The sequence below is a fragment of the Symmachiella macrocystis genome, assembly GCF_007860075.1.
Classification (GTDB): domain Bacteria; phylum Planctomycetota; class Planctomycetia; order Planctomycetales; family Planctomycetaceae; genus Symmachiella; species Symmachiella macrocystis.
In genome coordinates this window covers 3,133,841-3,155,808 of sequence record NZ_SJPP01000001.1, presented here as the reverse complement: position 1 = coordinate 3,155,808, position 21,968 = coordinate 3,133,841, and the positions used below count along the sequence as shown (strand labels likewise).

The window sequence follows — 21,968 nt, the reverse complement described above, 5'->3', positions numbered from 1 at the left end:
TGGGTGACTTGTTCGATGCTGGTTCGGTCGATTTGTCGCATACAACCACCGCCGCGCGCCATCTTTTGTGTCACACCTGATAGATTTCGAATGGAATTGGTATCGCGTGAGAGCGGTAATTTGACGACCTTCGAGTGTGATCGGGAAAAGATCGTTGAACTGCGAAAGAATCGATTCGAACGAGGGCTTTGGATTCACGTGCGTGGCCAGAAGATGCACTCGTATCTGCAAGATGTAGACGAGGACACTATTCACTCACTATGTCGTGAATTGCGGACGATCCTCGCCTCAAATGGCGCTATGGTGCCCTCTGGCCTGTCATGTGAAACTGAGTGAAATGCGTCTGACGGCTGCCTGACGCGCGCGATCTCCAATGATCAACCGCGCACGCCTTCAAGCAGCTGCCTGACCGATTCACATCATCACCCGCCCGTAACGCCTTGCGCGATGCGGTCGCCGATGGCTTTGTCGATGTTGCGCCAGTACTCAAACGCACGCTGCAATACCGGATCAGAGACGCCTGCCGAGAGGTGTCCGACGACATTCGACACTAACCGGTCGCGCTGCGCATCGTCCATGACCTCGCGGACCAAGGTGCCGGCTTGGCCCCAATCATCGTCGTCTTCTCGCAGAGTGTAAGCGGCGCGGATGAATTCGCCGTTGGCCTCCCAGACGGCCGACTCAGGATAGCGCTCCCCGTCAGCCTGCGGGCCTCCTTTGGAGTTCGGGGCATACACGGGATCGGACACGTTGTCGACGCGCATAGCACCATCCTTGCTGTAGCTATGCACAGGCGACTCGGGGCGGTTGACCGGAATTTGCTTGTAGTTGACTCCCAAGCGGTGGCGGTGGGCGTCGGCATAAGCAAACATGCGGCCGAGCAACATTTTATCCGGGCTGATTCCGATTCCCGGCACCAAGTTGTTTGGTTCGAACGCCGCCTGTTCGATTTCCGAGTGGAAGTCCGTCGGATTGCGGTCGAGCGTTAGCCGGCCGACGTCGTGCAGCGGATAGTCGCCGTGCGGCCATACTTTCGTCAGGTCGAACGGGTTGAAGCGATACGTTTTCGCTTCTTCGAAAGGCATGATTTGCACCTTCAGCGACCAACTGGGGTAGTCCCCGCGCTGGATCGATTCGAATAGGTCACGGCGATGGTAGTCGCCGTCGCTGCCTGCCAGTCGGTCCGCCTCGTCCTGCGGGAGAAAATCGATTCCCTGATCGGTCTTGAAGTGGTACTTCACCCAGAACCGTTCGCCAGCCGCATTGACCCACATATAGGTGTGACTCGAATAGCCGTTCATGTGCCGCCAATTCTTGGGAATCCCGCGGTCCCCCATCAACCAAGTGACTTGGTGTGCCGACTCCGGCGAAAGGGTCCAGAAGTCCCACTGCATGTCGTGGTCGCGGAGACCATTGTCCGCACGGCGTTTCTGAGAGCGGATGAAGTGTTGAAACTTCATAGGATCGCGGAGGAAGAACACCGGCGTGTTGTTCCCCACCATGTCATAGTTGCCTTCGCTGGTATAAAACTTCAGCGCAAAGCCACGCGGATCGCGCCACGTATCGGGGCTACCCCGCTCACCGGCCACCGTGGAAAAGCGGATCAACGTGCCCGTTTTAACCCCCGGCTGAAACAACGCCGCTTTGGTAAAGCCGCTGACATCGTGAGTCACCTCGAAGTGCCCAAATGCGCCGGACCCCTTGGCATGAGGTTGCCGCTCGGGAATCCGCTCCCGATTGAAATTCGCCATCTGTTCAATCAGGTAATGGTCGTGTAGCAGAATCGGTCCATCAGGCCCCACGGTCAGCGAATGTTCGTCACTGGAAACGGGAATCCCTGCATCAGTTGTCGTGGGTGGGGGTGTCTCTTTTTTCATGACCATGCTCCTTATATTGCTGTGTTCGACCTCAGCGACCCAACGACCACAAATTCAACCGCGGTATTGCGGGAACCCGTCGCCGCCAATCTGCCGCCTAGCCAGAGATGTTCAAATTCGAGGGAGCAGCAACAAAACGCACGCTTCCGTATCCAAATTGCACCGCCTCCCCCTGTAGACTTGGCCCATGTTTTTCACGAGCGGGCATCATACTCCGTTCTGCCCCTGAAGAGATAGTGTGCGAAGAAACGCGCGAGTAATGGCTCGTGCGGTGGGGCATCTGGGGGCGTCTGTTTTCGCCGGACATGGGATGACAGAGACGTGATCAAGGGTGCCAACCAACGTAGGTCAGGCTCCTGCCTGACGTGAATGACACAGGACGATCAATTGCGCTCAGGTGCAGATCCATGGCCGAAGGCCTATTGACATCATAGCCAGGGGCAACGCCCCTGGAATCGGAAACCGCAAATTCCATGGTTGGCCAACGGCCAACATCACCCGCTGGTTCATTCACCGCGCGTTGAATATGGCCTGCGGCCAAATTCGTGTTGTCGCACATGCTCCCTACGGCGTTGCCGCAGGCTAAGGTGTCGGTTGGCCTTCGGCCAACATGCCGCTCGGTGCGGTAGGTCAGTACCGTAGGTCAGGCTCCTGCCTGACGTGAATGACACAGGACGATCGATCGCGCAATCCGTTAGGTGGTCGCTCAGCCGACCCGCTTACAAAGCTGTGGCAACGGAGCGCTCTGAGTGAAATGCGACCGTTCAATGGCCGCCTGGTTGCCATCCTGGTTCCATGAGGGTCACCAGCTCGATTCCGTTGCAATCCTTGGTGTACTGGATATGCAATAAGTATTCCGCTCGGGTGTATCGGTCCCACCGCGGGATATAACCTAGAACCTCAATGACCTCGTCGCCTCCCTCTTCGTCAGATGGTCCTAGATGTTTGTGAACTTGCTGTCTTGTTGTATTGAAATGAATCTCTTCAGGCAGCAAGCCTTGAAACGACACGAAATCATCATCGTACGCTTCCCCATAAAACTGAATGGCCCGAATACGCCCTGTCGATGATGCAACGAAACTAATCCCAGCTGTCAAATAGCTGATATAGGTGGTGCCAACAGGATCTGTGCTGATATGCGGTTTCCCAAATCCTTCGAAGCTCTGCTCAGCAGTGACATGCTGTATTTTTTTCCCCAGAAACTCATGGGAAGCATTATTCACAACCACCTCCTGATCACATCCAGTGACATGGGACACCAAAACCCCCACAAAAAAACGCCCCGGCTTTTGGCCGGGGCGTTGGGAACAGGATATGCGATGAGCCCTCCTTAACTACAACCCATGCTGTTCCCGCAGTTGTGGCAGAGATAGCAATTTCCATTGCGGACGGTGATCGCTCCGCAATTGTCGCATGCCGGAGCATCCGATTGGTATTTGGCGAACAACTCGCTGCGAGCTGCGGGGGTGTCTTCCAACTGCACCATATCCTGTTTGGTCACGTTCGTGGAATGACCATTGGCAGGGGTGTCAGGCAGAACCTCCGGCGTGGCTACCGTTGCGGTTTCAGCAGTTGCCGCCACGGCTGTCGCTTGGGAGGGCACTTCTTCCGGCTCCTCCCGTTGCGGAGCATTTGCTTCGCGATAACCGGTGAGGAACTCCATGCCCAACCAACGGAAGATATAGTCCACCACGCTTTTGGCGTTGGGAATATCCGGGTTGTTCGTCCAGCCCGCCGGTTCAAACCGGGAGTGCGAAAACTTGTTGACGAAGACTTCCAACGGGACACCGTATTGCAGACCCATCGACGTTTCGGTGCCGATGACATCCATCAGTCCGCCGATCGTGCTCCCTTCTTTGGCCATGTTGATAAACAACTCACCCGGCGTGCCATCCTCGAACAGCCCCACGGTGATGTAGCCTTCGTGGCCGCCGACGGAAAACTTGTGCGTCAGCGAATTCCGCGTCGAAGGCAACCGTCGCCGCGCCGGAGCAGCCACTTGCGGGGCTTGCTTTTTGCTGTCGTCTCCGTTTTTGCTGGTGTTGAGCGGCTGGCTTTTCTTGGAACCGTCGCGATAAATCGCCAACGCTTTCAATCCCAGTCTCCAGCCCTCAACATAAGCTTCCTCGATGTCCTCGACGGTCGAGTTTTCGGGCATGTTGACGGTTTTGGAAATCGCACCGGAGAGGAACGGTTGAGCGGCGGCCATCATGCCGACGTGTCCCCGCCAACTAATCGAACGCTCGCCTTTGAGCGCCTTAAAGGCACAGTCAAATACCGGCAAGTGCTCTTCTTTGATGTCCGCGGCACCTTCGATCGTGTCGAACTCTTCGATGTGCTTGCAGATCCCGTCGATCGCAGCACCGTCGTAGCCCAGTGATCGCAACGCCATCGGCACTGTGCGGTTGATGATTTTCATCATGCCGCCGCCGGCGAGTTGCTTGTACTTGACCAACGCGATGTCCGGCTCAATACCGGTCGTGTCGCAGTCCATCATAAACGCGATCGTGCCGGTCGGAGCCAACACCGTCGCTTGGGCGTTGCGGTAACCATGTTGACGGCCCGAAGTCAGACAGTCGTTCCACACTTCGCGAGCTGCGTCGCGGAGATACACCGGACATTGCGGATCGATCTTCTCCACCGCATCGCGATGCATTTGCATGACGTTCAGCATCGATTCGCGGTTTTCGTGGTATCCGGCAAACGTTCCAATGTTGCTGGCGATCTGACTGGAGGTCAAATACGCTTGCCCATTGAGCAATGCCGTCAACGAGCCACAGATGCCGCGGCCGGTCTCGCTGTCGTAGGGAATTCCCATCGACATCAGCAGGCTGCCGAGATTGGCATAACCCAACCCCAACGGGCGGTACATATGGCTGTTCTCGGCAATCGCCGGCGTCGGATAGCTGGCGTGGTCGACGAGAATTTCCTGAGCGGTGATGAAGATCGCAGACGCCCGGCGGAACCGGTCGACGTCGAACGTCGCATCGGCGTTCTGATACTTCATCAGGTTCAAGCTGGACAAGTTGCAAGCCGTGTCGTCCAGGAACATATATTCCGAGCAGGGATTCGAGGCATTGATCGGTCCCGAATTCGGGCAGGTATGCCACTGATTGATCGTCGTGTCATATTGCACGCCGGGATCACCACAGTACCAAGTGCCTTCGGCCATGGCCCGCAGCACATCTTTGGCTTCGTATTCGGGGCCGGGCTGATTTTCGTCAGTAACCCAGTGCGTTTGCCATTTCTTGCCGTTGGTGGCGGCTTCCATGAACGCATCGCTGGTGCGGACCGACAGATTCGCGTTTTGAAACATGATCGAACTATAGGCTTCGCCATTGAAGTTCGATTCGTATTCGCCGCTTTCGATCAGCGTCCGGGCTTTTCTTTCTTCCTTGGCCTTGGCTTCGATGAACTCCAAGATGTCCGGATGCCAATCCTTCAGGCTTTGCATCTTGGCCGCACGACGGGTTTTGCCACCCGATTTGACCACAGCCGCGATTTGGTCGTAGACCCGCATGAAGGAGAGCGGTCCCGAGGGAATTCCGCCGCCCGTCAGTTTTTCGCGGGCACTGCGGATCGTCGACAGATCGGTTCCCGTTCCCGAGCCGAATTTGAAGAGCATCGCTTCGCTGGTCGCCAGCCGCATGATGTCTTCCATGTTGTCGTCGACCGACTGAATAAAACAGGCCGAGCCTTGCGGGTATTCGTACGGCGTATCGGGCCGCTTGATGGAGTTGGTCTCAACATCCCAGCGGTAGTTGCCACGACAGCCTTTGACGCCGTATTGGTGATACAGCCCCACGTTGAACCAAACCGGTGAGTTGAACGACCCGTGCTGGTGCAGCAGCAACCAAGTCAAATCGCGGTAATAGATTTCGCCATCTTCACTGGAAGCGAAATAGCCATCCCGAATGCCCCAATCGGTGATCGTCCGCGAGACGCGGTGAATCAACTGGCGAACGCTGTTTTCGCGTTCCGGCGTTCCCGGTTCGCCAAAGAAGTACTTACTGACGACGACGTTGGTCGCCAGCGAACTCCAGCCGGCGGGAACTTCGCAGTCGGTTTGTTCAAACAGAACGTTCCCGTTCTCGTCTTTGATATGGGCGGAACGATGTTCCCATTCCACCGTATCAAACGGGTCGGTGCCAGCTGGACAGAATGAGGGAGTGGTGGCGACCTTCATCGAAGTCGGCTCCACGGGACGGTGGCCGTTATGGCCGTTGTGGGTGTGAGACTCGGTGGTAGCAGTTCCATGCACTTTGTGCATCATGCACTCCTTAAGATTCCATAGGTTAAACGCGGTTGCGTCTGTGTCGAACGATTGGTCCTGTTCAAAACCGCCGTCTGAGCAATTCAATCACGGTTGTGCTTGGTGGGGGGAGAAGCGTGCATCTTGGTGATGAAGCCATGGCTTCTCAGCTGTAAAATCAGCAGTGCGCACCAACCAACCCCATTGCCCGTTTCGCGGCCTTTCGTGGATGTTTATCGACAGACGACTGCCAGAAATGTGAACAAACGACCACTATATTGTAGGAATGGTTGGCACTTCATGCAATACCATCCCTTGGGTACATCGGCAATAACGTGCACCACATGTAGCGATCACTGGAAGGATCTACTATAAATTGGCGATTCACTTTGTCAATACGCGACTGCTTGCGTTTCGCCATTCCTCCCCGGATCCAAGTTCGTAAGTCCCAGCCCTAAAAAGGACTTGCCGCGATTCATATAATTTTCATTTTTGCCAATTTTGAGATAAGCCACGCGGAGTTCCCCCGGAAAATCCGACCGTTTCCCGCCAATCCCCCCAAACAGCTATACATCAACAATTCCTCTCAAGTCATTGAAATAAAAAGACTTGCGTCCAGCGTCTCTCTTGGCAAAATTTACTCGACAAAAGCCCAAATCCATCAGCCACCGACAACAGGTACCGGGACTGGTATACTACGCCTCCGCGTCAACAGCCAGCACTCGACTATTGCCGACAATTCGTTGATTCACCTTAGGAGTCACCCATGTGGAAGCCAACCTGTGCCCTCTCAATGGTCCTCATCCTCAGCCATTGCGCTGGAGCGTTTGCTGCGGAGTCTGCAGTCAGCTTTCATGAAAGACCGGGGCAAGTCGACGTCCAGATTTCCGGACAGCCCGCCCTCACCTATGTCTACCAAGATGACGCTACGCTGCGTCCCTATTTCTCCAACGTCCATACGCCGGGCAACATACGTGTCACACGGAAACACCCCATCGATCCGCAGAGCGAAGGGGGGGATCATGGCACGATGCATCCGGGGATCTGGCTGGCCTTTGGCGATATCAACGGTGCGGACTTTTGGCGAAATCGCGCCCAGGTCGTGCATGCCGGTTTTGTAGAAAAACCGCACGTCAAAAACGGCCGCGGGATGTTTGCGGTGAAAAACGAATACCGGCATGACGGCAAACTCATTTGCACCGAAACCCGTCGCTACACGATCGTGCCTCAAGAGGGCGGATACTTGCTTGCCAGCGACTCCACCTTCGCCAACGACGACGGTCCGTTTGCTTTCGGCGATCAAGAGGAACTCGGTTTCGGCGTCCGCGTGAATCGTAAACTGCGTGTGAAAGGGGGAAATGGCCAAATTCTGAATGCAGACGGGCACAAAGACGAGAAACAAGTCTGGGGCAAAGCGACCGACTGGTGTGACTACAGCGGCACCATCAACGACCGCCACGTGGGCCTGACCGTCATGCCGCACCCGGACAATTTCCGCCGCAGTTGGTTTCACGTCCGCGACTACGGCCTGATGCTGGCCAACCCTTTCGGCCGCAAGGCACTCACCGGCGGCGACAAGAGTTCCGTTGCCGTCAAACCGAGCGAAACCCTGCGGCTACGTTTTGGTGTCTTCATACACGACACCCCCAGCGCAGAGCAGTACGCGCCCGCAGCCGCTTATCGTAATTATCTAAACGAAACGCAATCGCCGAATGCGTCGTGAAAGCTGTTTTTGAAAGCGAACGCATAGCGCCTCTCGCCACTCCTTGTGGAAGTTGAATTCCATGCCACGCATTGCGATTTGTTTTGAATATCCGACGCTCAATGGCGGGGAGCGGTCGATGTTGGCAGTGCTGGATACGCTGCGGACCGAGGCGACCGATTTTGTGATGCTGGCGCCCGAAGAGGGTCCGTTGGCGGCGGCGATTCTCAAGCGCGGGTGGGAACTGATTCCACTACGTCTGCGCGACGCGACTGGGCAACGCCTCACGCGGGACGCGGTCATGGCCCATCTCCTCGAGGTGATTGCGCAAATTGGAGCGGATTTAGTTCATGCCAACAGTCTCGCCATGGGACGCTTGACCGGTGCGATTGCCGCGCAGTTGCAGATCCCTTGTACGGCCCACATTCGCGATATTTTGCGGCTAAGCCGTGCAGCGATTACGGATCTGAATCGCAATACGCAGATCGTCGCAGTCTCGCAAGCGACGCGCGCGTTCCATGTCCAGCAGGGACTTTCCGAGGAACGATCGCGGGTGATTCATAACGGCATCGATACGGACGCTTTCCAACCGCGCGCGGCCAGCGGTTGGCTCCGCCAAGAATTAGGACTGCCGCCGCAGACGTTGCTCATTGCGACAATTGGACAGATTGGACTCCGCAAAGGGCAGGATGTCTTGGCGGCAGCGGCGCGGGCGTTGCCGCCGGAATTCGCTGACGTGCACTATTTGCTCATCGGAGAACGGAACTCCTGCAAACAAGAGAACATCGATTTTGACGAGTCGCTTGCGGGACGATTTCCAGCCGGGCGCTTGCACCGTTTGGGGGTGCGGGACGACGTGCTGCAGTTATTGACAGAGATCGATTTGCTCGTGCATCCGGCGCGGCAAGAACCGTTTGGCCGTGTCCTCTTAGAAGCCGCTGCCTGTGGACGGGCGATTGTGGCGACCGATGTCGGCGGCACGGCGGAAATGCTGACTAATGGAGACTCCGCACTGCTCGTACCAGCCGATGACGCAGCAGCGCTCGCAGCCGCTATGGGTGAACTCCTCAGCGACGAAAACAAGCGACGCCAACTAGGAGCGGCCGCTCGCGCGCGCATTGAAGCTGATTTCACGATTGACCGCGCTGCCACGCAATTGCGTGATGTTTGGATGAAACAGACGGAACGCCACATCCCTTGAAGGTCGGCCAATCATTGGCCATGGAAACGCATAAAATGACGTTGCACGTTGGCAACGCACGATTGGCCATCAGCCGCCGCTGTGACGCAGTGGGCTTCTTCGGTGGCAGCACGCCGCAGATGTTCCCGTACCTGAGCGACATCGCCACTCAGGGCAGCCTCTTCGATCTCATCACACGTCAGCCCGAAACAGGGGCAGATCGGCGCAGCGGAATCCTTGGGATAAACCGGCTGCAAGAGACTCTTGGCTGCGATCGTGCGTTCCAACTGATCGAAATAAGCGACAGAGCAGGGGGGATGCGGGCAAAAAAAGGCGGCGTCGCTGATTTGGTTCCGCAACTCCTCCGGCAAATGGACGGCAAGCGTCTCCCGATAAACAGCGTGCCCGGCTGTTCCGCAAGCCGGACAGCGGTCGCCATGATCCTCGGGTTCTTTGACAAACGCTTTATTCATTTTCAACGGGGAGCCTTTCCAAGACAATCTTACCCTGAAATGGCACTCTGCTCCTAGTCAGTTTACATCGCTCATATTGCCGCCCGATGAAGCATCGGGGCGGACGGGGGATCGCTCTTCCGGTCACGTGGAATTCCGTTAACATACGCGCTATCGCAGCGCGGCAGCATAGCCGGACTGCATTGTGGAATTCCTTAAATCAACGAACTCACGGACGAAAATCATGGAGACATCGGAAAGTTGGAAAATGTTGTTCGAGAATTGGCCTGACTCGATCTCGCGTAAAGGGCTATTAGTCACAAAGTTCCAGGAGACGATCCCCTTCGTCGATTTTATGATTTCGGGCGGCATCGTATTGTTCGAACGAGACAAACCCGATGCGGTCGGCGGCCGAAAAGTGATGCTGGCTTACGAATCAATTAGCGCCGTAAAAATCACCGAAATCATCGACCTACCACGATTCCAAGTCATGGGCTTCCAACCCCCATTCTAAGGATGGCAACAACACACCGTAGGGTGCGTCGCGACGCACCTTTCTTCGTAAGCCGAGAGATGCGCCTTTAAAAAAAGGACTCACGCAAAGACGCTGAGCCGCAAAGAAGGGAAAAGAGGAAACCGTTGAAATCCCGTGTAGATAAAACAGTAATACCTGTTTCCAACCAAGCCGCACGCGACCCCTCAATGTGACACAACACCTCAATCTTCAAAAGATAACTCTTTGCGTCTCCGCGCCTTTGCGTGAGGTTTTTCTTTCTTGTGAGCGCGTCGCGACGCACATCTTTGCAGAGAGGACTGGAGCCAATAGCGGCTTGCGTAGCACGGTCGATGCATTGGTAAACGGAGAGATCCGCGCACTGGCTGTGCTTCTCCGTTCACAAACCGGCTAGAGTTTACTCAATTGATTGCCGGCCTTTAACGACCGAGCGCGTTCGACGAGTTCTACAAACTCCGCGCGGTACCCGTGGGGATCCCAGGTCAGATTGGCGCGGGCAATTTCCAAAACCGCGTCGAGCGTGGCTGTACCGCGATGTTCCGAATCACGCAACAGCATTCCAAAGGCGGCGATTGCTGTTGCGAATTGAAAATCGGGCGAGGCTTCCGCAAACGACTTGTCGCTGTGCTGCAGTGTGAACCGCAACTCGCGACTGTCGCTGCCGTCGGGATCTTTGTAACGCAACCGCAGCGTGAGCACTTCGAACTCATTAGCAACTGCAGCTGGACTCGTCGTTTCCTGGTATTGCGACGGGTCGACCTGGGGCAGGGGGGTCTCGCTGCCGACCGGCACAATTTCGTAGAGTGCGGTCACCGTATGCCCCGCACCAATTTCGCCGGCATCTTTTGCGTCATCCTGGAAATCCTCCGCTTGCAGCATACGGTTTTCATAACCGATCAGCCGGTAGCCAGCGACGCGCGCCGGGTTGAAATCGACTTGGATCTTCACGTCTTTGGCAATCGTGATCAGCGTGCCGGTCATTTGTTCAACGAACACCTTGCGGGCCTCGTTGAGCGTATCGATGTAACCGTAGTTGCCATTCCCGTGGTCGGCTAATTTTTCCAGCGTGGAGTCTTGGTAGTTCCCCATGCCAAATCCCAGCACACTCAAATAGACACCACTTTGGGCTTTGCTTTCGATTAACTGCACGAGTTCGCTTTGGTTGGTGGTGCCGATATTGAAATCACCGTCGGTACAGAGAATCACGCGATTGACGCCGCCGGCAATGTAGTTTTCGACCGCCACTTTGTAGGCCAATTCAACACCCGCCCCGCCGTTGGTCCCGCCACCGGCATTCAACCGCTCCAGGGCGTCGTGAATCACATCGCGTTGATCGCCGGTCGTGGAGGGCAACACCAATCCCGATGCGCCCGCATAGACCACGATCGCCACGCGGTCGTTTTCGCCGAAGTTGTCGACGAGCATTTTGATCGCCGATTTGACGAGCGGAAGTTTATTGGGTTCGGCCATCGACCCGGAGACATCTAGCAAGAACACCAGATTGCTGACCGGGCGGTGCGCACTGTTGATTTCCCGCCCCTTTAGTGCAATGCGCGCCAAACGGTGTGCAGAATTCCAGGGGCAACCCGCCATTTCGATACTGGCAGAAAACGGTTCGTCGCCGCTGGGAGGAGGGTATTCGTACGGGAAGTAATTCAGCATTTCCTCAATCCGCACCGCCCCAGCCGGTGGCAGTTGCCCTTGTTTCAAGAAGCGGCGAACGTTGGAGTAGGAAGCGGTGTCGACGTCGATCGAAAACGTCGAAAGGGGATTGACCGCGGCATTGAGGAAGCGGTTTTCAACAATCTGGTCGTAGGCTTCGCCGCTAAAATCTGTGTCGCTGAGAGCACAGCTTTGTGTCATGGACTGGACATCAATCGATGCCGCCTTTCTCTCTGCGTCCATCGGTTGATTCACCTCGTAGCTGCAACCAACCATACACATCGTGCCCAGCAGGACCAGAACAAAGCGCATCGCATCCCCTCCTCAAGAATTGTGAGGTGCCCGTGTTCGATAGAAGTTAGCGTCGCGGTGCGAGCATTGAGCGCGACCGGCATTGGCTATCTATTAGAGATGCGCCGCAGCGAGAAATAATTCCCGGAGATTCACATTTTTTAGAGAATCCGCGCAGTGTGGATCACCATCACGGGGAGCAAACCGAGCCGTTTACATCCGCTCGCTGGTGTGGATGCCGAGCAGCTCAAGACCTTGAGCGATCACGCGGGCAGTCAGGTCGCACAGCAATAAACGGCTGTTGCGCAGGTCGTCCGTTTCCGCATTGACCACGGGACAATGCTCGAAAAACCCGCTGAACACACCGGCGGTCTTGAACAGATATTCAGTCAGATAATTCGGCCGATATTCCGCCGCCGCTTGCGTTAGCGCTTCGGGAAATCGCAATAGCGACAATATGAGTAGCCGTTCAGACTCGTGGGAGAGTCGAATGACGGCGCCGGACTGTCGCAGCGACTCCCGGTCGACCTCAGCACGACGGAGAATACCGCACACGCGGGCGAAAGCATATTGTATATATGTCGCCGTATCACCGGTGGTGGCGAGCATCTTGTCCCAGTTGAAGACGTAATCGCTGTCGCGATTGTGGTGCAGGTCGGCGTATTTGATGCCGCCCAGTCCGACGATCTCTGCGATGCGACGACGCTCCGGTTCATCGAGTTCCGCACCGTTGGGCTTGGCATCGTCGTTGTCACTGACAATCGTATAAGCCTTGGCGATCGATTCGTCCAGCAATGACTCCAACCCCACCGTATCGCCCGAACGCGTTTTGAAAGGACGTCGATCATCCCCGAGGATCGTGCCGAAACTGACGTGCTGAAGCTCGGTCTGGTCGTAGCCCCATTTACGAACTGTTTCAAATAGCAGCTTGAAGTGCTCCCCTTGGCGAGCATCGACGACGTAGATGATAGAGTCGGCCTTCAACTCCTCGATGCGGTATTTGACCGTCGCCAAGTCGGTGGTTGCGTACGTAAACGCTCCGTCGGTTTTGCGAACGATAAACGGGGCATCGAAGCCTTCGACGAATGCGCAAATCGCTGCTTCACTCTCGCGGGCAATCCCTTTTGCCTGCAGGTCGGCGACGACGTCGGCCAGCATCGGTTGATAGAAACTTTCGCCCAGCGACTTGTCGAAATGGATTTCTATCCGATCATAGACGCTCTGCAGTGCTTCCAAGCAGAGCGGAATGAACTGGTCCCACAACGCCCGGTTTTCCGCATCCCCGGCATGCAGTTTGGCGGTTTCATTGCGGGCAGCGGTCGCAATCTGGGGATCTGCGTCAGCCAGGGCCTTGAGTGTCGCGTCGCCACCGACTGTGGCGATTTTGCTTTCAGCGACTTTGATTTTATCCTGCAGTCCGACGACTTGGTTGGTGAGTTGCTTGACCGCTTTTTTTGCTTTTTTGTCTTTGGGGTCGGCGTCCTGTTGGGCCGCAGTTAAAGTGGCTTCGCGCTCTGCCAAAGTCTCGCGCAGTTGCGGAAGTTGCGTGGCGGCGGCGTGGTAATCGCTGAGTTGATTCACCAGACGATACAGCCGCGACAACTCGAGCACGGGAGCTTCCTCGTAAGCCGACTGGTCGAGGAAGTGTTTGTACCCGTAGATGATCATGCCAAACTGCGTCCCCCAGTCGCCGATGTGATTGTCACCGACGACATTGTGGCCCAGACTGCAGAGGATGCGGTACAGAGCAGCGCCGATCACCGTGCTGCGGAGGTGCCCCACGTGCATCGGTTTGGCGACATTGGGGGCGGAGTAGTCGACGATGAAATTGCGCGGTTGGGCGACCGGCTCGACGCCGAGGCGCTCGTCGTTGACCAGATTGTTGACGGCCGTTTCCAGCCATTCGTCGCGCAGTTTAAGATTGATAAAACCTGGACCGGCGACTTCCAGCGGTTCGCACAGCTCGTCCAGATCGACGCTGGCAACCAGTTCAGCGGCCAATTCTCGTGGATTCTTTCCAACCTGTTTGCCCAATGGCATCGCGCAGTTGGCTTGATAGTCACCGAACTTCGGGTCGCCGGCCGGTTTGATCATTGCAGCGAACTGCGGTGCATCGTCGGTGTAGCTATTGAGCGCGGACTCAAATTGGTCGCGGAGTTGTTTCAGGACGTTCATAGCGGCCTTTGGCAGAGGGTCAGCATCGCTGCGATCACGGAGGGATCACTCAGCGTCGTCGAGGGGGACCGACTGCCAGTCGATTTTTTCCGCATCGGCCCACAAGTGTTCCAGATCATACAACGTGCGGGTCTCGGGATTGAAGACATGGATGACGACGTCGCCGTAATCCTGCAACACCCAGGAATCGCCGTCGTACCCCTCGGTTCCGATCCGCTGCGACCCGGACTTCCGCATCATGCGGCTCGATTCATCGGCGATGGCGTGCATCTGTCGCCGACTGGTGGCTGTGGTGATCACGAAGTAGTCCGCAATCCGTGTCACGGAAGTCAGATTCAGCACGACCGTATCGGTGCCGCGATAATCATCGGCCACGCGTGCACAGCCGCACGCCAACTGTAAGGCGCGCTCCTGTGCAGCGCTGTTTTGCGGTTCACTGGATTCAGTCGTAATCGTCTTCATCTCCCCAATTCCGGCCGGAGCCATTTCAGTTAGAAACGTGATTTGTCTGGAGGACACGTTTCGATGGTTCGCGGCCGGTTCTGCTAGAAACGTCGCCAGGCTACATGCCCAACGCCATTTTCACAATCAGGCCGGCGAAGACCACTGAAACCATACTCATCAATTTGATCAAGATATTCAAGCTGGGACCGCTGGTATCCTTGAACGGATCGCCAACAGTATCTCCCACCACGGTGGCTTTATGAGCATCAGTCCCTTTTCCACCGTGGGCACCCGCTTCGATGTACTTCTTGGCGTTGTCCCAGGCACCACCAGCGTTGGCCATCATAATAGCGACGGCAAAACCGGAGGTCAGTCCGCCAGCCAGCATGCCCATGACTCCAGCCACGCCCAACAGCAATCCGACCACAATCGGGGCGACCAAGCCCATGACTGCCGGCAGAACCATCTCGCGCTGTGCGGCCGCCGTACTAATGGCGACACAGGCTGCGTAGTCCGGTTCGGCTTCGCTTTCCATGATTCCTGGAATATCGCGAAATTGTCGGCGAACTTCTTCGACCATCGCACCCGCAGAGCGGCCCACAGCTTTCATGGTCATTGCACAGAACACGAACGCTAAGGCCACACCGGCAAACATGCCGACCAGTACCCGCGGGTTCATGACGGTGACATTGTAATAGCGAACAAAGTCTGGGATTTTGGCAAAGCGGTTATTCACGATATAGCCTTGATTCGCCAACTTATCGAGGTCGACAGTCGTGGAATCGCCTGGCTTGAGGTCAATGAGTGCTTGAAGGTCTTTGTCCCGGTGTTCCTCTTTAACGGTCGGCGGGAAGACCAACCAAGCTTCGTTTTTGCCACCTTCTTCTTTCGAATTTGTCGCGAGCAACCCGCTGGCAATTTTTTTGACCGTGCCTTCGCCTTCTGTTCCCACAATCGAGGGTTCCACCCAGCGGTCGAAACCGATACGGACTTCCTCGACGTAAGCGGCCAACAGTGCCAAGGCGGTCAAGGCAGCTGAGCCGATGGCAAAGCCCTTTCCAGTCGCAGCCGTGGTGTTACCCAAGCTGTCGAGGGCGTCGGTCCGCTCGCGAACGATCGGATCTTGGTGGCTCATTTCCGCGTTGCCACCCGCGTTGTCGGCGATTGGCCCATATGCATCAGTCGCCAAGGTCAGGCCCAGCGTACTGAGCATGCCGACAGCGGCAATACCGACTCCGTACAGCCCCAAAGCAAACGTATCGGCGTTGGCATAGTCAAAACCGGTGCAGGCACCGAAGGCGACGAGAATAGCAGCACCCACGATAACAATCGGAACCCAGACGCTGTAGAAACCTTCAGCAACACCAGCGATGATGACTGTGGCCGGTCCTGTGACGGCTTGGTCAGCGATTCGTTTTGTGGGGGCGTATTCTTCACTCGTAGAGTATTCCGTCCATTTGCCGATTCCGATTCCGGCGACCAGACCGGTCACCACGGCAATAAACACACCAAATGCCAATCCCCACCCATGCGGCATTCCTGCAGTTTCCAGGATTTCGCCGACATCGCCGGTTGAGGGTAGATACAAGATGAAAAATGCGAGTACCGCCGTCACTACGGCGACCAACGCACTCGAAATGTTAATCCCCTTAGCCAAGGCGGCCAACAGATTACGCTGCGAGGCTCCTTCTTCGGTTTTGACGAGGAAGACACCGTAGATGGAGACTGCGATTCCCGCTGCTGCAATAGCGAACGGCAACAACAGCATCATGGCCTGCATTTTTAGGTGACCCTGAAATGCCGCCACGCCCAAAGCCGCGGTCGCCAAGATCGAGCCACAATAGGATTCGTAGAGATCCGCCCCCATACCGGCGACGTCTCCCACGTTGTCTCCCACGTTGTCGGCGATCGTCGCGGGGTTCCGCGGATCGTCTTCAGGAATTCCAGCTTCGACTTTACCAACCAAGTCGGCACCCACATCAGCCGCTTTGGTAAAGATGCCACCGCCCACGCGTGCGAACAACGCTTGGCAACTGGCTCCCATGCCAAAGCAGAGCATGGTGACGGTGATTTCTTCCAAACTAAAGTGATAGCCCATCATAGGAGCAATGTAATACAGACCGCCAAACCAAAGCGTGATGTCGATCAGACCGAGTCCAACCACCACCAGTCCCATGACTGCACCGCTACGAAAAGCGACTTGCAGGCCTTGGTTAAGTGAATTCTTGGCTCCCTGAGCGGTCCGCGAACTGGCGAGCGTTGCCGTTTTCATACCGAACCAACCAGCCAAACCAGAAAAGAAACCGCCGGTCAGGAAGGCAAAGGGAACAATCGGGTGCTGGGCTTTAAAGACGAACGCCACAATTCCCAGAATGATCCCGGTGACGATGAAGAATATCGTCACGACTTTATATTGTTGTCTCAGGTAGGCGTTCGCACCGTCACGGACGTGACCGGCGATTTTGACCATCACCTCGTCGCCTTCGTCCTGGGTGATCATCCAGTCGTAGAATTTCTTGGCGTACCACAAAGCCGCTATCGAAGCGACAAAGCAAAGGCACCAAATCATGAATATCATGGCGCCAGAGACCTGATTCGAGGCACCGAGCGCCGCGTTAGCATCCGCAGACTCTTGTGCGAATATCGGCGTGGTAAACAAAGCCGTAATCGCCAAAGGCAAGAGCAGTTTCCAACGATTCACCATCTGACCGACTCGCGATGAGAGGAGTTTCATCCTGGGGTTGATCTCCATTGTACTGAGGCTGACACAACCAGAGAGAAAACGCAGACGGACCACTTGGTCGGGACGAGCGATGCCCCAATTAGAATGCCGCTACGCAACTGGGCCGGTTGTGCCGCAATTCATGGTTAATTCATGATTTCCAGCGACTAAAGGCCGCGAGTGTAGCGGTCGTCGACGTTCGTTGTCAACGTCGCGGCTATCGGCAAAAGCGGCCGATTTGCGGAAAATCCGCGAGATTTTTCTCGACGGCGCGGATCTGTCGCCACAGAGAAAATTGCCCGGGCGGTAGAGCTGACGATTGAGCGTAAATCAGAGCGGAGTGCTGTCTCCACTAAGCCCTTCCCGCCCTGATGCGGCGGGTGGCTTGTCCGCTTCAACGGATTATTACATCGTGGAACGATTCTCGCCGTCTTACTGGCGAGTCCGCCGTCGCAATTCCGATTGCGCGTTGGGGACTCGAGATTGGTTCATGTTCCACATTTTCTTGAGCGGATGCACATCGACGCGTTTTCCCAGCGTTTGCTGGATGTCGCGATAGATTAAGATGGCCACCAGCCCTTCTTCGACGGTGAGTTCCTCATCGAGCAATACCGGAAAGTCCTCCAGCATTTTTTCAAACTTCCGCATACCGCGAAGCAATAGTGCCTCGGCTTCGATAAATTCGCCGGTCTTGTACTTTTGCTCACCCTCGTACAGATCACTGTGGGCTTCCATGGTATTGGTTTCGCGCTCAGCCAAAACGCGGGTCCGCCAGTACGTGTAGTTGGTCAAATTGTGAAAATACGAAACGGCCCGTTTGACGGATTCCACGTCGACATTGTATTCGGCCGCCATTTCTTCGAATTCGGCTTCGCTTTGCACTTCCATGCGAATTTCGCCGAAATCGGTACGGATTTTATCGTTTCCAACCGCCAGCCAGTCATCGGATGCAGTTTGCCAGGCCTCCCGAGATCTTTCGCCCACTTTGCCTTCACGACTGAATACATCCGCGTAGTCGATTTGTGAACGTGCGGGATACGTGTTGAAAATCTCATTGGTCATGATGTGTTGCTGGTTTTGCGGGTATTGCGCTGCAACATCCTTGGACTTTTGAAACCATTCCTTAGCCACCAAGTAGTTGTCCTTGCCGTCTGGATTCAAGTCGCGATCGATCCGTTCGTCACTTTCGCCGATCTTCGGGTTGGGATCTTGTTCCGTAAAGTATTGGCGAAACTGTTTCCATTCGTCGGAGCGTCCAATTTTTTTGCCGAGCATACTTCCGGTATGCCAGTAGAGTTCGGGCAACTTATGGTTCCGCTTCGTGCCTCGCTCCAAAAATTTGATGCCGGTCTTGACCCAGTGATAGCGGTCCGGAACCGCATCCCATTCCGCTGAGACGTTGTATGCCAGGTTCCAACCTTGAAATTGCCAGACTTTCTGAAAGTGCGGCTGCAACAGAATAATCGATTCGGTCGTGCGATTTAGCTCGGCCCAGTCCTTATGCTGTTGCTGTTCTTGAGCTTCCATCCACAGCAGATTGGTCGCAACGCCGCGCAATCCCAGCAGCACCAAATTCATGGTGGCACTCGAGGGATCGACGTTTCCCAGATCGGTGACACCGAGGTCGTTCTGCCTCCGCAGCGCGTCGAGATGGCCCCCTGTTTCCGCAGGAATCGCGGCGCGCGTTTCCGTCGCGGGAATCGCGGTACGCCCTGGACGTCCCAGCAACAGGATCGGAATCAACAGCAGGATAATTCCGAACAGATATACCAATTTGCGTTGTAGCGAATTGAGCTTGTTCATTTCGATTCCAATTCACGATACTTCAGTGCAACGTACGCTAAAAAGATCCACGGCAAACAATGGCCGACCATAAGGGCAATTCCGGGCAGCAGTGCCGCTGAAAACGGAACATCGAACCCGTTGGCCGTATATTCCGTAAAATCCAACGACCCGAAGTTCGGCACCAACTTTTGGGTCACTTTCAAAAACGCTTCAGGCACGGCATCGATCGTTTCGATCACGGTCTGGCCGGTCGATTCTTCGAGATCGACATTGGGTGTGGTGTGCTTGTAGATCCGGACCATCGATTCCAGAACACCACCCCCTTTGACGTTGCCAGCCGCCAACTCTTCAAAGAACCCTGAAAAGCTCTTACCGACGATCAACATCACCGAACTGGCGAGCGTGGCGACCGGACCTTTGACCACACAACTCCAGCCGACACACAGCACAACGGCCATTCCCATCATCATCCAAATTCCAAACAGGGCTTTGCAATAACTGGCGGCAAAGCTGTGTTCGGGTAGGCGGATGAACAAGTCGGGACGTGCCATCCCCAGGTATTGGCCAGAGGTCAAACATTCGACTTCGACCCGTAGCTTACCGTCTTTAACCAAATCGTCGATCAGGTCGACGGTCTCTCCTCGGCGAACCGGCAAGTTGCGGGGGACTGTTGTGATGTTGGCCCCGTTATGAAATTCCTTGACTTCAAAGGGTGCAATCGGCACCCGCAAATCTTTGTCTTCGTTCACGAATGTATAGCGGGCACGAATGCCGCGGTCGGCATCCCCAATGAACGAACGAAACACCTGAAATGACGATTCCAGCCGCAACTCCGGATCGCCGGTTTCGGGATTGGGACGTAAATAATCTTCGCCCACACCGTCGAAGACCCATGTGGCGCGGGCCTTGGTATTGCCCGGGATGTAGCTACGAAACTCCCAGACATCGCCGGTATTGATGCCAGATTCGGCGGGTTGGCCCTGCTGGTCTAGCCAGATGATGTCGTCACCGTAGACTGGTACTTTTGCGGTGAGCGAAGCGCGAGAATCCTCGTCGACTTGGCGATACAGCCATGCATAGCCTGCCACCCCCATTGCGACTAAGGCCAATGTGCCGATCATCCCATAGCCAAAAATTCGCCCCAGGACAATTTCACTGCGATACACCGGTTTAGTCACCACGGTGTGCAGCGAGCGGGCTTTGATATCGTCGGGGATCCCCCAACAGGCCAGCAATACGACCAACGGCAAAATCAACCAACTGATCGAGGTGAGCACGAAACTGACGAGCACTTTGACTTGCGTGTCGGGCTGATCGCCGGGTGAGCTCAAGAACCAACCCGCAAACATGATTAACAGCACAAAAATCACGCCGACCGCAAAGATCTTGCGACGCCAAGCTTCGCGAAATGTCAGTATTGATAATGCGAAAACGCGCCGCGGGGAGGTGGAAATCCAGTCATGGACGCACGCCCCGATCTGCGTGATCAACCAACCTGGGCCGCTCGTCCCGCGGGTCAGCAACGACATGACCAGCAGAAACAAAAAGATGGAAGCCGTTGCGATCCCAGCCACAATTGCCCAGTTGGACAATCCGCCGAGAACGTCAAATGGTATTGGATCAAAACTCATACTTCACCAAGAAACGCAATGCGCGATGTGAAAATGCTGAAAGTTGCGGGTATCGGGCGTCATTTGCCCCCAACCGGAAATATTCAATCTCGTGGTTGCCAACCCGAGGTCGGCAACCGACCTCACGACTCCGCAGCTTCTTCGCTTGCCGGCAGCGACTCCGCTGGCGCTGCCTTGTCTTCACCTGGCGGCACATACCGCTGCCCTGGTCGGTCGGCGGAATCGCGGACCGTCTTGAGGAACAGGTCTTCCAAGGTGGTGACCGGATGGTCGACATCGACCGAGTCGCTGTTGTGTTTTGCGATCACCGCTTTGACCTCGGCGATGGCATCTTCACTGAGCGTACTGGCGCGGATTTGTGTGACACCCTGGTTTTTGAGCAATTCATCCACGCGGCCGAGCACCTTCAATTCGCCGCCGTCCAAAATTGCCACCCGATCACAGACATCCTGCACGTCGGATAACACGTGGCTGCACATCAGGACCGTCTTGCCCTGATCACGCAGGTTCAAAATCATATCCTTCATATCCCGGGTCCCCAAGGGGTCCAGGCCGCTGGTCGGTTCGTCGAGCAACACCAAATCGGGGTTGTTGATCAAGGCTTGCGCCAAACCAATCCGCCGCGTCATCCCTTTGGAGTATTCGCGCAACTGACGTTTGCGGGCGTGCTGCAATTTCACCATGTCCAGCAACTCGTCCATCCGTTTCCGGCGCTCTGCCTTGGACATATTGAATAAACGCCCGTAAAAATCCAAGGTCTCGTCGGCGTTCAAAAACCGGTAGAGATAAGATTCTTCCGGCAAATAGCCGATCCGTTGGTTCTTCGAGACATCTGTTGCCGGTTGACCCAGGATTTCCACGGTTCCTTCGGTCGGAAACAACAACCCCAACAACAATTTGATGGTCGTTGTTTTGCCGGACCCGTTGGGGCCCAACAATCCAAAAATCTCGCCCTGTTTCACTTCGAGATTCAGTGAATTGAGTGCGCGAACTTTCTTTCGCCCCCAGAAGTCGCGATAGACTTTCGACAGACTGCGGGTTTCAATGACGGCCTCGGAGTTCATGGACGTCCCTTACACAAACGAATGACTCAAAAAAACTCAATGGAATGAATAACAGCAGCGAACTTCGACCTACGGAATTTGCCCCTCGGATTCCCCACAAAGCGTTCCACTCGGGCCGATATTTTCCCCGTAAAACCAAATGGGAAAGGCAGTTATCGATCAGAATGTGCGATTCGCGAAAGATAGGACTCTAGGGATGTGTACGCTCCGTCCTGCC

The 21,968-nt window shown here is 55.6% G+C and carries 14 protein-coding genes; 3 read left to right on the top strand and 11 right to left on the bottom strand.

Annotated elements, in window-relative coordinates:
• Window positions 1-422: 422 nt before the first annotated feature.
• From CA54_RS12145 to CA54_RS12135, 3 genes are all read right to left on the bottom strand, one after another.
• The gene (locus CA54_RS12145; RefSeq protein ID WP_146371025.1) at window positions 423-1,877 is read right to left on the bottom strand and encodes a catalase; all 1,455 of its coding nucleotides are present in this window, start codon (window positions 1,875-1,877) and stop codon (window positions 423-425) included.
• 764 nt (window positions 1,878-2,641) lie between these two features.
• Window positions 2,642-3,100 (bottom strand): hypothetical protein, encoded by a 459-nt coding sequence (locus CA54_RS12140; RefSeq protein WP_146371024.1) that lies wholly within the window; start codon window positions 3,098-3,100, stop codon window positions 2,642-2,644.
• Between the two features lie 107 nt (window positions 3,101-3,207).
• The gene (locus tag CA54_RS12135) at window positions 3,208-6,063 is read right to left on the bottom strand and encodes a vitamin B12-dependent ribonucleotide reductase (protein ID WP_390816748.1); all 2,856 of its coding nucleotides are present in this window, start codon (window positions 6,061-6,063) and stop codon (window positions 3,208-3,210) included.
• 832 nt (window positions 6,064-6,895) lie between these two features.
• Here CA54_RS12135 and CA54_RS12130 point away from each other — a divergent pair.
• Both CA54_RS12130 and CA54_RS12125 read left to right on the top strand, forming a co-directional pair.
• Window positions 6,896-7,852, top strand: a complete 957-nt coding sequence (locus CA54_RS12130; RefSeq protein ID WP_146371023.1) for a DUF6807 domain-containing protein — start codon at window positions 6,896-6,898, stop codon at window positions 7,850-7,852.
• A gap of 61 nt (window positions 7,853-7,913) precedes the next feature.
• Window positions 7,914-9,032 (top strand): glycosyltransferase family 4 protein, encoded by a 1,119-nt coding sequence (locus CA54_RS12125; RefSeq protein ID WP_146371022.1) that lies wholly within the window; start codon window positions 7,914-7,916, stop codon window positions 9,030-9,032.
• Window positions 9,033-9,043: 11 nt separating this feature from the next.
• Here the strand turns inward: CA54_RS12125 and CA54_RS12120 are convergent, their stop codons facing one another.
• On the bottom strand, window positions 9,044-9,484 hold the full coding sequence (locus tag CA54_RS12120) for a hypothetical protein (RefSeq protein WP_146371021.1): 441 nt from the start codon (window positions 9,482-9,484) through the stop codon (window positions 9,044-9,046).
• A gap of 223 nt (window positions 9,485-9,707) precedes the next feature.
• Here CA54_RS12120 and CA54_RS12115 point away from each other — a divergent pair, with 223 nt between their 5' ends.
• The gene (locus tag CA54_RS12115; protein ID WP_145379618.1) at window positions 9,708-9,977 is read left to right on the top strand and encodes a hypothetical protein; all 270 of its coding nucleotides are present in this window, start codon (window positions 9,708-9,710) and stop codon (window positions 9,975-9,977) included.
• Window positions 9,978-10,367: 390 nt separating this feature from the next.
• Here CA54_RS12115 and CA54_RS12110 read toward each other — a convergent pair whose 3' ends face one another.
• The 7 genes from CA54_RS12110 to CA54_RS12080 form a co-directional block, all read right to left on the bottom strand.
• Complete coding sequence (locus tag CA54_RS12110) at window positions 10,368-11,951, bottom strand: vWA domain-containing protein (protein ID WP_146371020.1); 1,584 nt, start codon at window positions 11,949-11,951, stop codon at window positions 10,368-10,370.
• A gap of 192 nt (window positions 11,952-12,143) precedes the next feature.
• Window positions 12,144-14,105 (bottom strand): arginine--tRNA ligase, encoded by a 1,962-nt coding sequence (gene argS, locus CA54_RS12105; RefSeq protein ID WP_146371019.1) that lies wholly within the window; start codon window positions 14,103-14,105, stop codon window positions 12,144-12,146.
• 45 nt (window positions 14,106-14,150) lie between these two features.
• Window positions 14,151-14,567 carry a ribosome silencing factor gene (gene rsfS, locus CA54_RS12100; protein ID WP_146371018.1) on the bottom strand — a complete coding sequence of 139 codons (417 nt, stop codon included), beginning with the start codon at window positions 14,565-14,567 and terminating at the stop codon, window positions 14,151-14,153.
• A gap of 100 nt (window positions 14,568-14,667) precedes the next feature.
• Entirely contained in the window at window positions 14,668-17,127 is a 2,460-nt protein-coding gene (locus tag CA54_RS12095) for a sodium-translocating pyrophosphatase (protein WP_146372370.1), read from the bottom strand.
• 576 nt (window positions 17,128-17,703) lie between these two features.
• Window positions 17,704-19,074 (bottom strand): hypothetical protein, encoded by a 1,371-nt coding sequence (locus CA54_RS12090; RefSeq protein WP_146371017.1) that lies wholly within the window; start codon window positions 19,072-19,074, stop codon window positions 17,704-17,706.
• Window positions 19,071-20,687 carry an ABC transporter permease gene (locus CA54_RS12085; RefSeq protein WP_146371016.1) on the bottom strand — a complete coding sequence of 539 codons (1,617 nt, stop codon included), beginning with the start codon at window positions 20,685-20,687 and terminating at the stop codon, window positions 19,071-19,073. The genes CA54_RS12090 and CA54_RS12085 overlap by 4 nt, the downstream gene beginning before the upstream one ends.
• Window positions 20,688-20,809: 122 nt before the next feature.
• Window positions 20,810-21,751: an ABC transporter ATP-binding protein gene (locus tag CA54_RS12080; protein ID WP_146371015.1), complete on the bottom strand. Its 942-nt coding sequence runs from the start codon at window positions 21,749-21,751 to the stop codon at window positions 20,810-20,812.
• Window positions 21,752-21,968: the final 217 nt, after the last annotated feature.

What these genes read in the sequence shown, in the direction of transcription:
- CA54_RS12130 (WP_146371023.1), top strand. Translation starts at nt 6,896, where the DNA reads ATGTGGAAGCCAACCTGTGCCCTCTCAATGGTCCTCATCCTCAGCCAT.
- argS (WP_146371019.1), bottom strand. Translation starts at nt 14,105, where the DNA reads ATGAACGTCCTGAAACAACTCCGCGACCAATTTGAGTCCGCGCTCAAT.
- rsfS (WP_146371018.1), bottom strand. Translation starts at nt 14,567, where the DNA reads ATGAAGACGATTACGACTGAATCCAGTGAACCGCAAAACAGCGCTGCA.
- CA54_RS12120 (WP_146371021.1), bottom strand. Translation starts at nt 9,484, where the DNA reads ATGAATAAAGCGTTTGTCAAAGAACCCGAGGATCATGGCGACCGCTGT.
- CA54_RS12095 (WP_146372370.1), bottom strand. Translation starts at nt 17,127, where the DNA reads ATGATATTCATGATTTGGTGCCTTTGCTTTGTCGCTTCGATAGCGGCT.
- CA54_RS12110 (WP_146371020.1), bottom strand. Translation starts at nt 11,951, where the DNA reads ATGCGCTTTGTTCTGGTCCTGCTGGGCACGATGTGTATGGTTGGTTGC.
- CA54_RS12080 (WP_146371015.1), bottom strand. Translation starts at nt 21,751, where the DNA reads ATGAACTCCGAGGCCGTCATTGAAACCCGCAGTCTGTCGAAAGTCTAT.
- CA54_RS12125 (WP_146371022.1), top strand. Translation starts at nt 7,914, where the DNA reads ATGCCACGCATTGCGATTTGTTTTGAATATCCGACGCTCAATGGCGGG.
- CA54_RS12135 (WP_390816748.1), bottom strand. Translation starts at nt 6,063, where the DNA reads ATGAAGGTCGCCACCACTCCCTCATTCTGTCCAGCTGGCACCGACCCG.
- CA54_RS12145 (WP_146371025.1), bottom strand. Translation starts at nt 1,877, where the DNA reads ATGAAAAAAGAGACACCCCCACCCACGACAACTGATGCAGGGATTCCC.
- CA54_RS12090 (WP_146371017.1), bottom strand. Translation starts at nt 19,074, where the DNA reads ATGAACAAGCTCAATTCGCTACAACGCAAATTGGTATATCTGTTCGGA.
- CA54_RS12085 (WP_146371016.1), bottom strand. Translation starts at nt 20,687, where the DNA reads ATGAGTTTTGATCCAATACCATTTGACGTTCTCGGCGGATTGTCCAAC.
- CA54_RS12115 (WP_145379618.1), top strand. Translation starts at nt 9,708, where the DNA reads ATGGAGACATCGGAAAGTTGGAAAATGTTGTTCGAGAATTGGCCTGAC.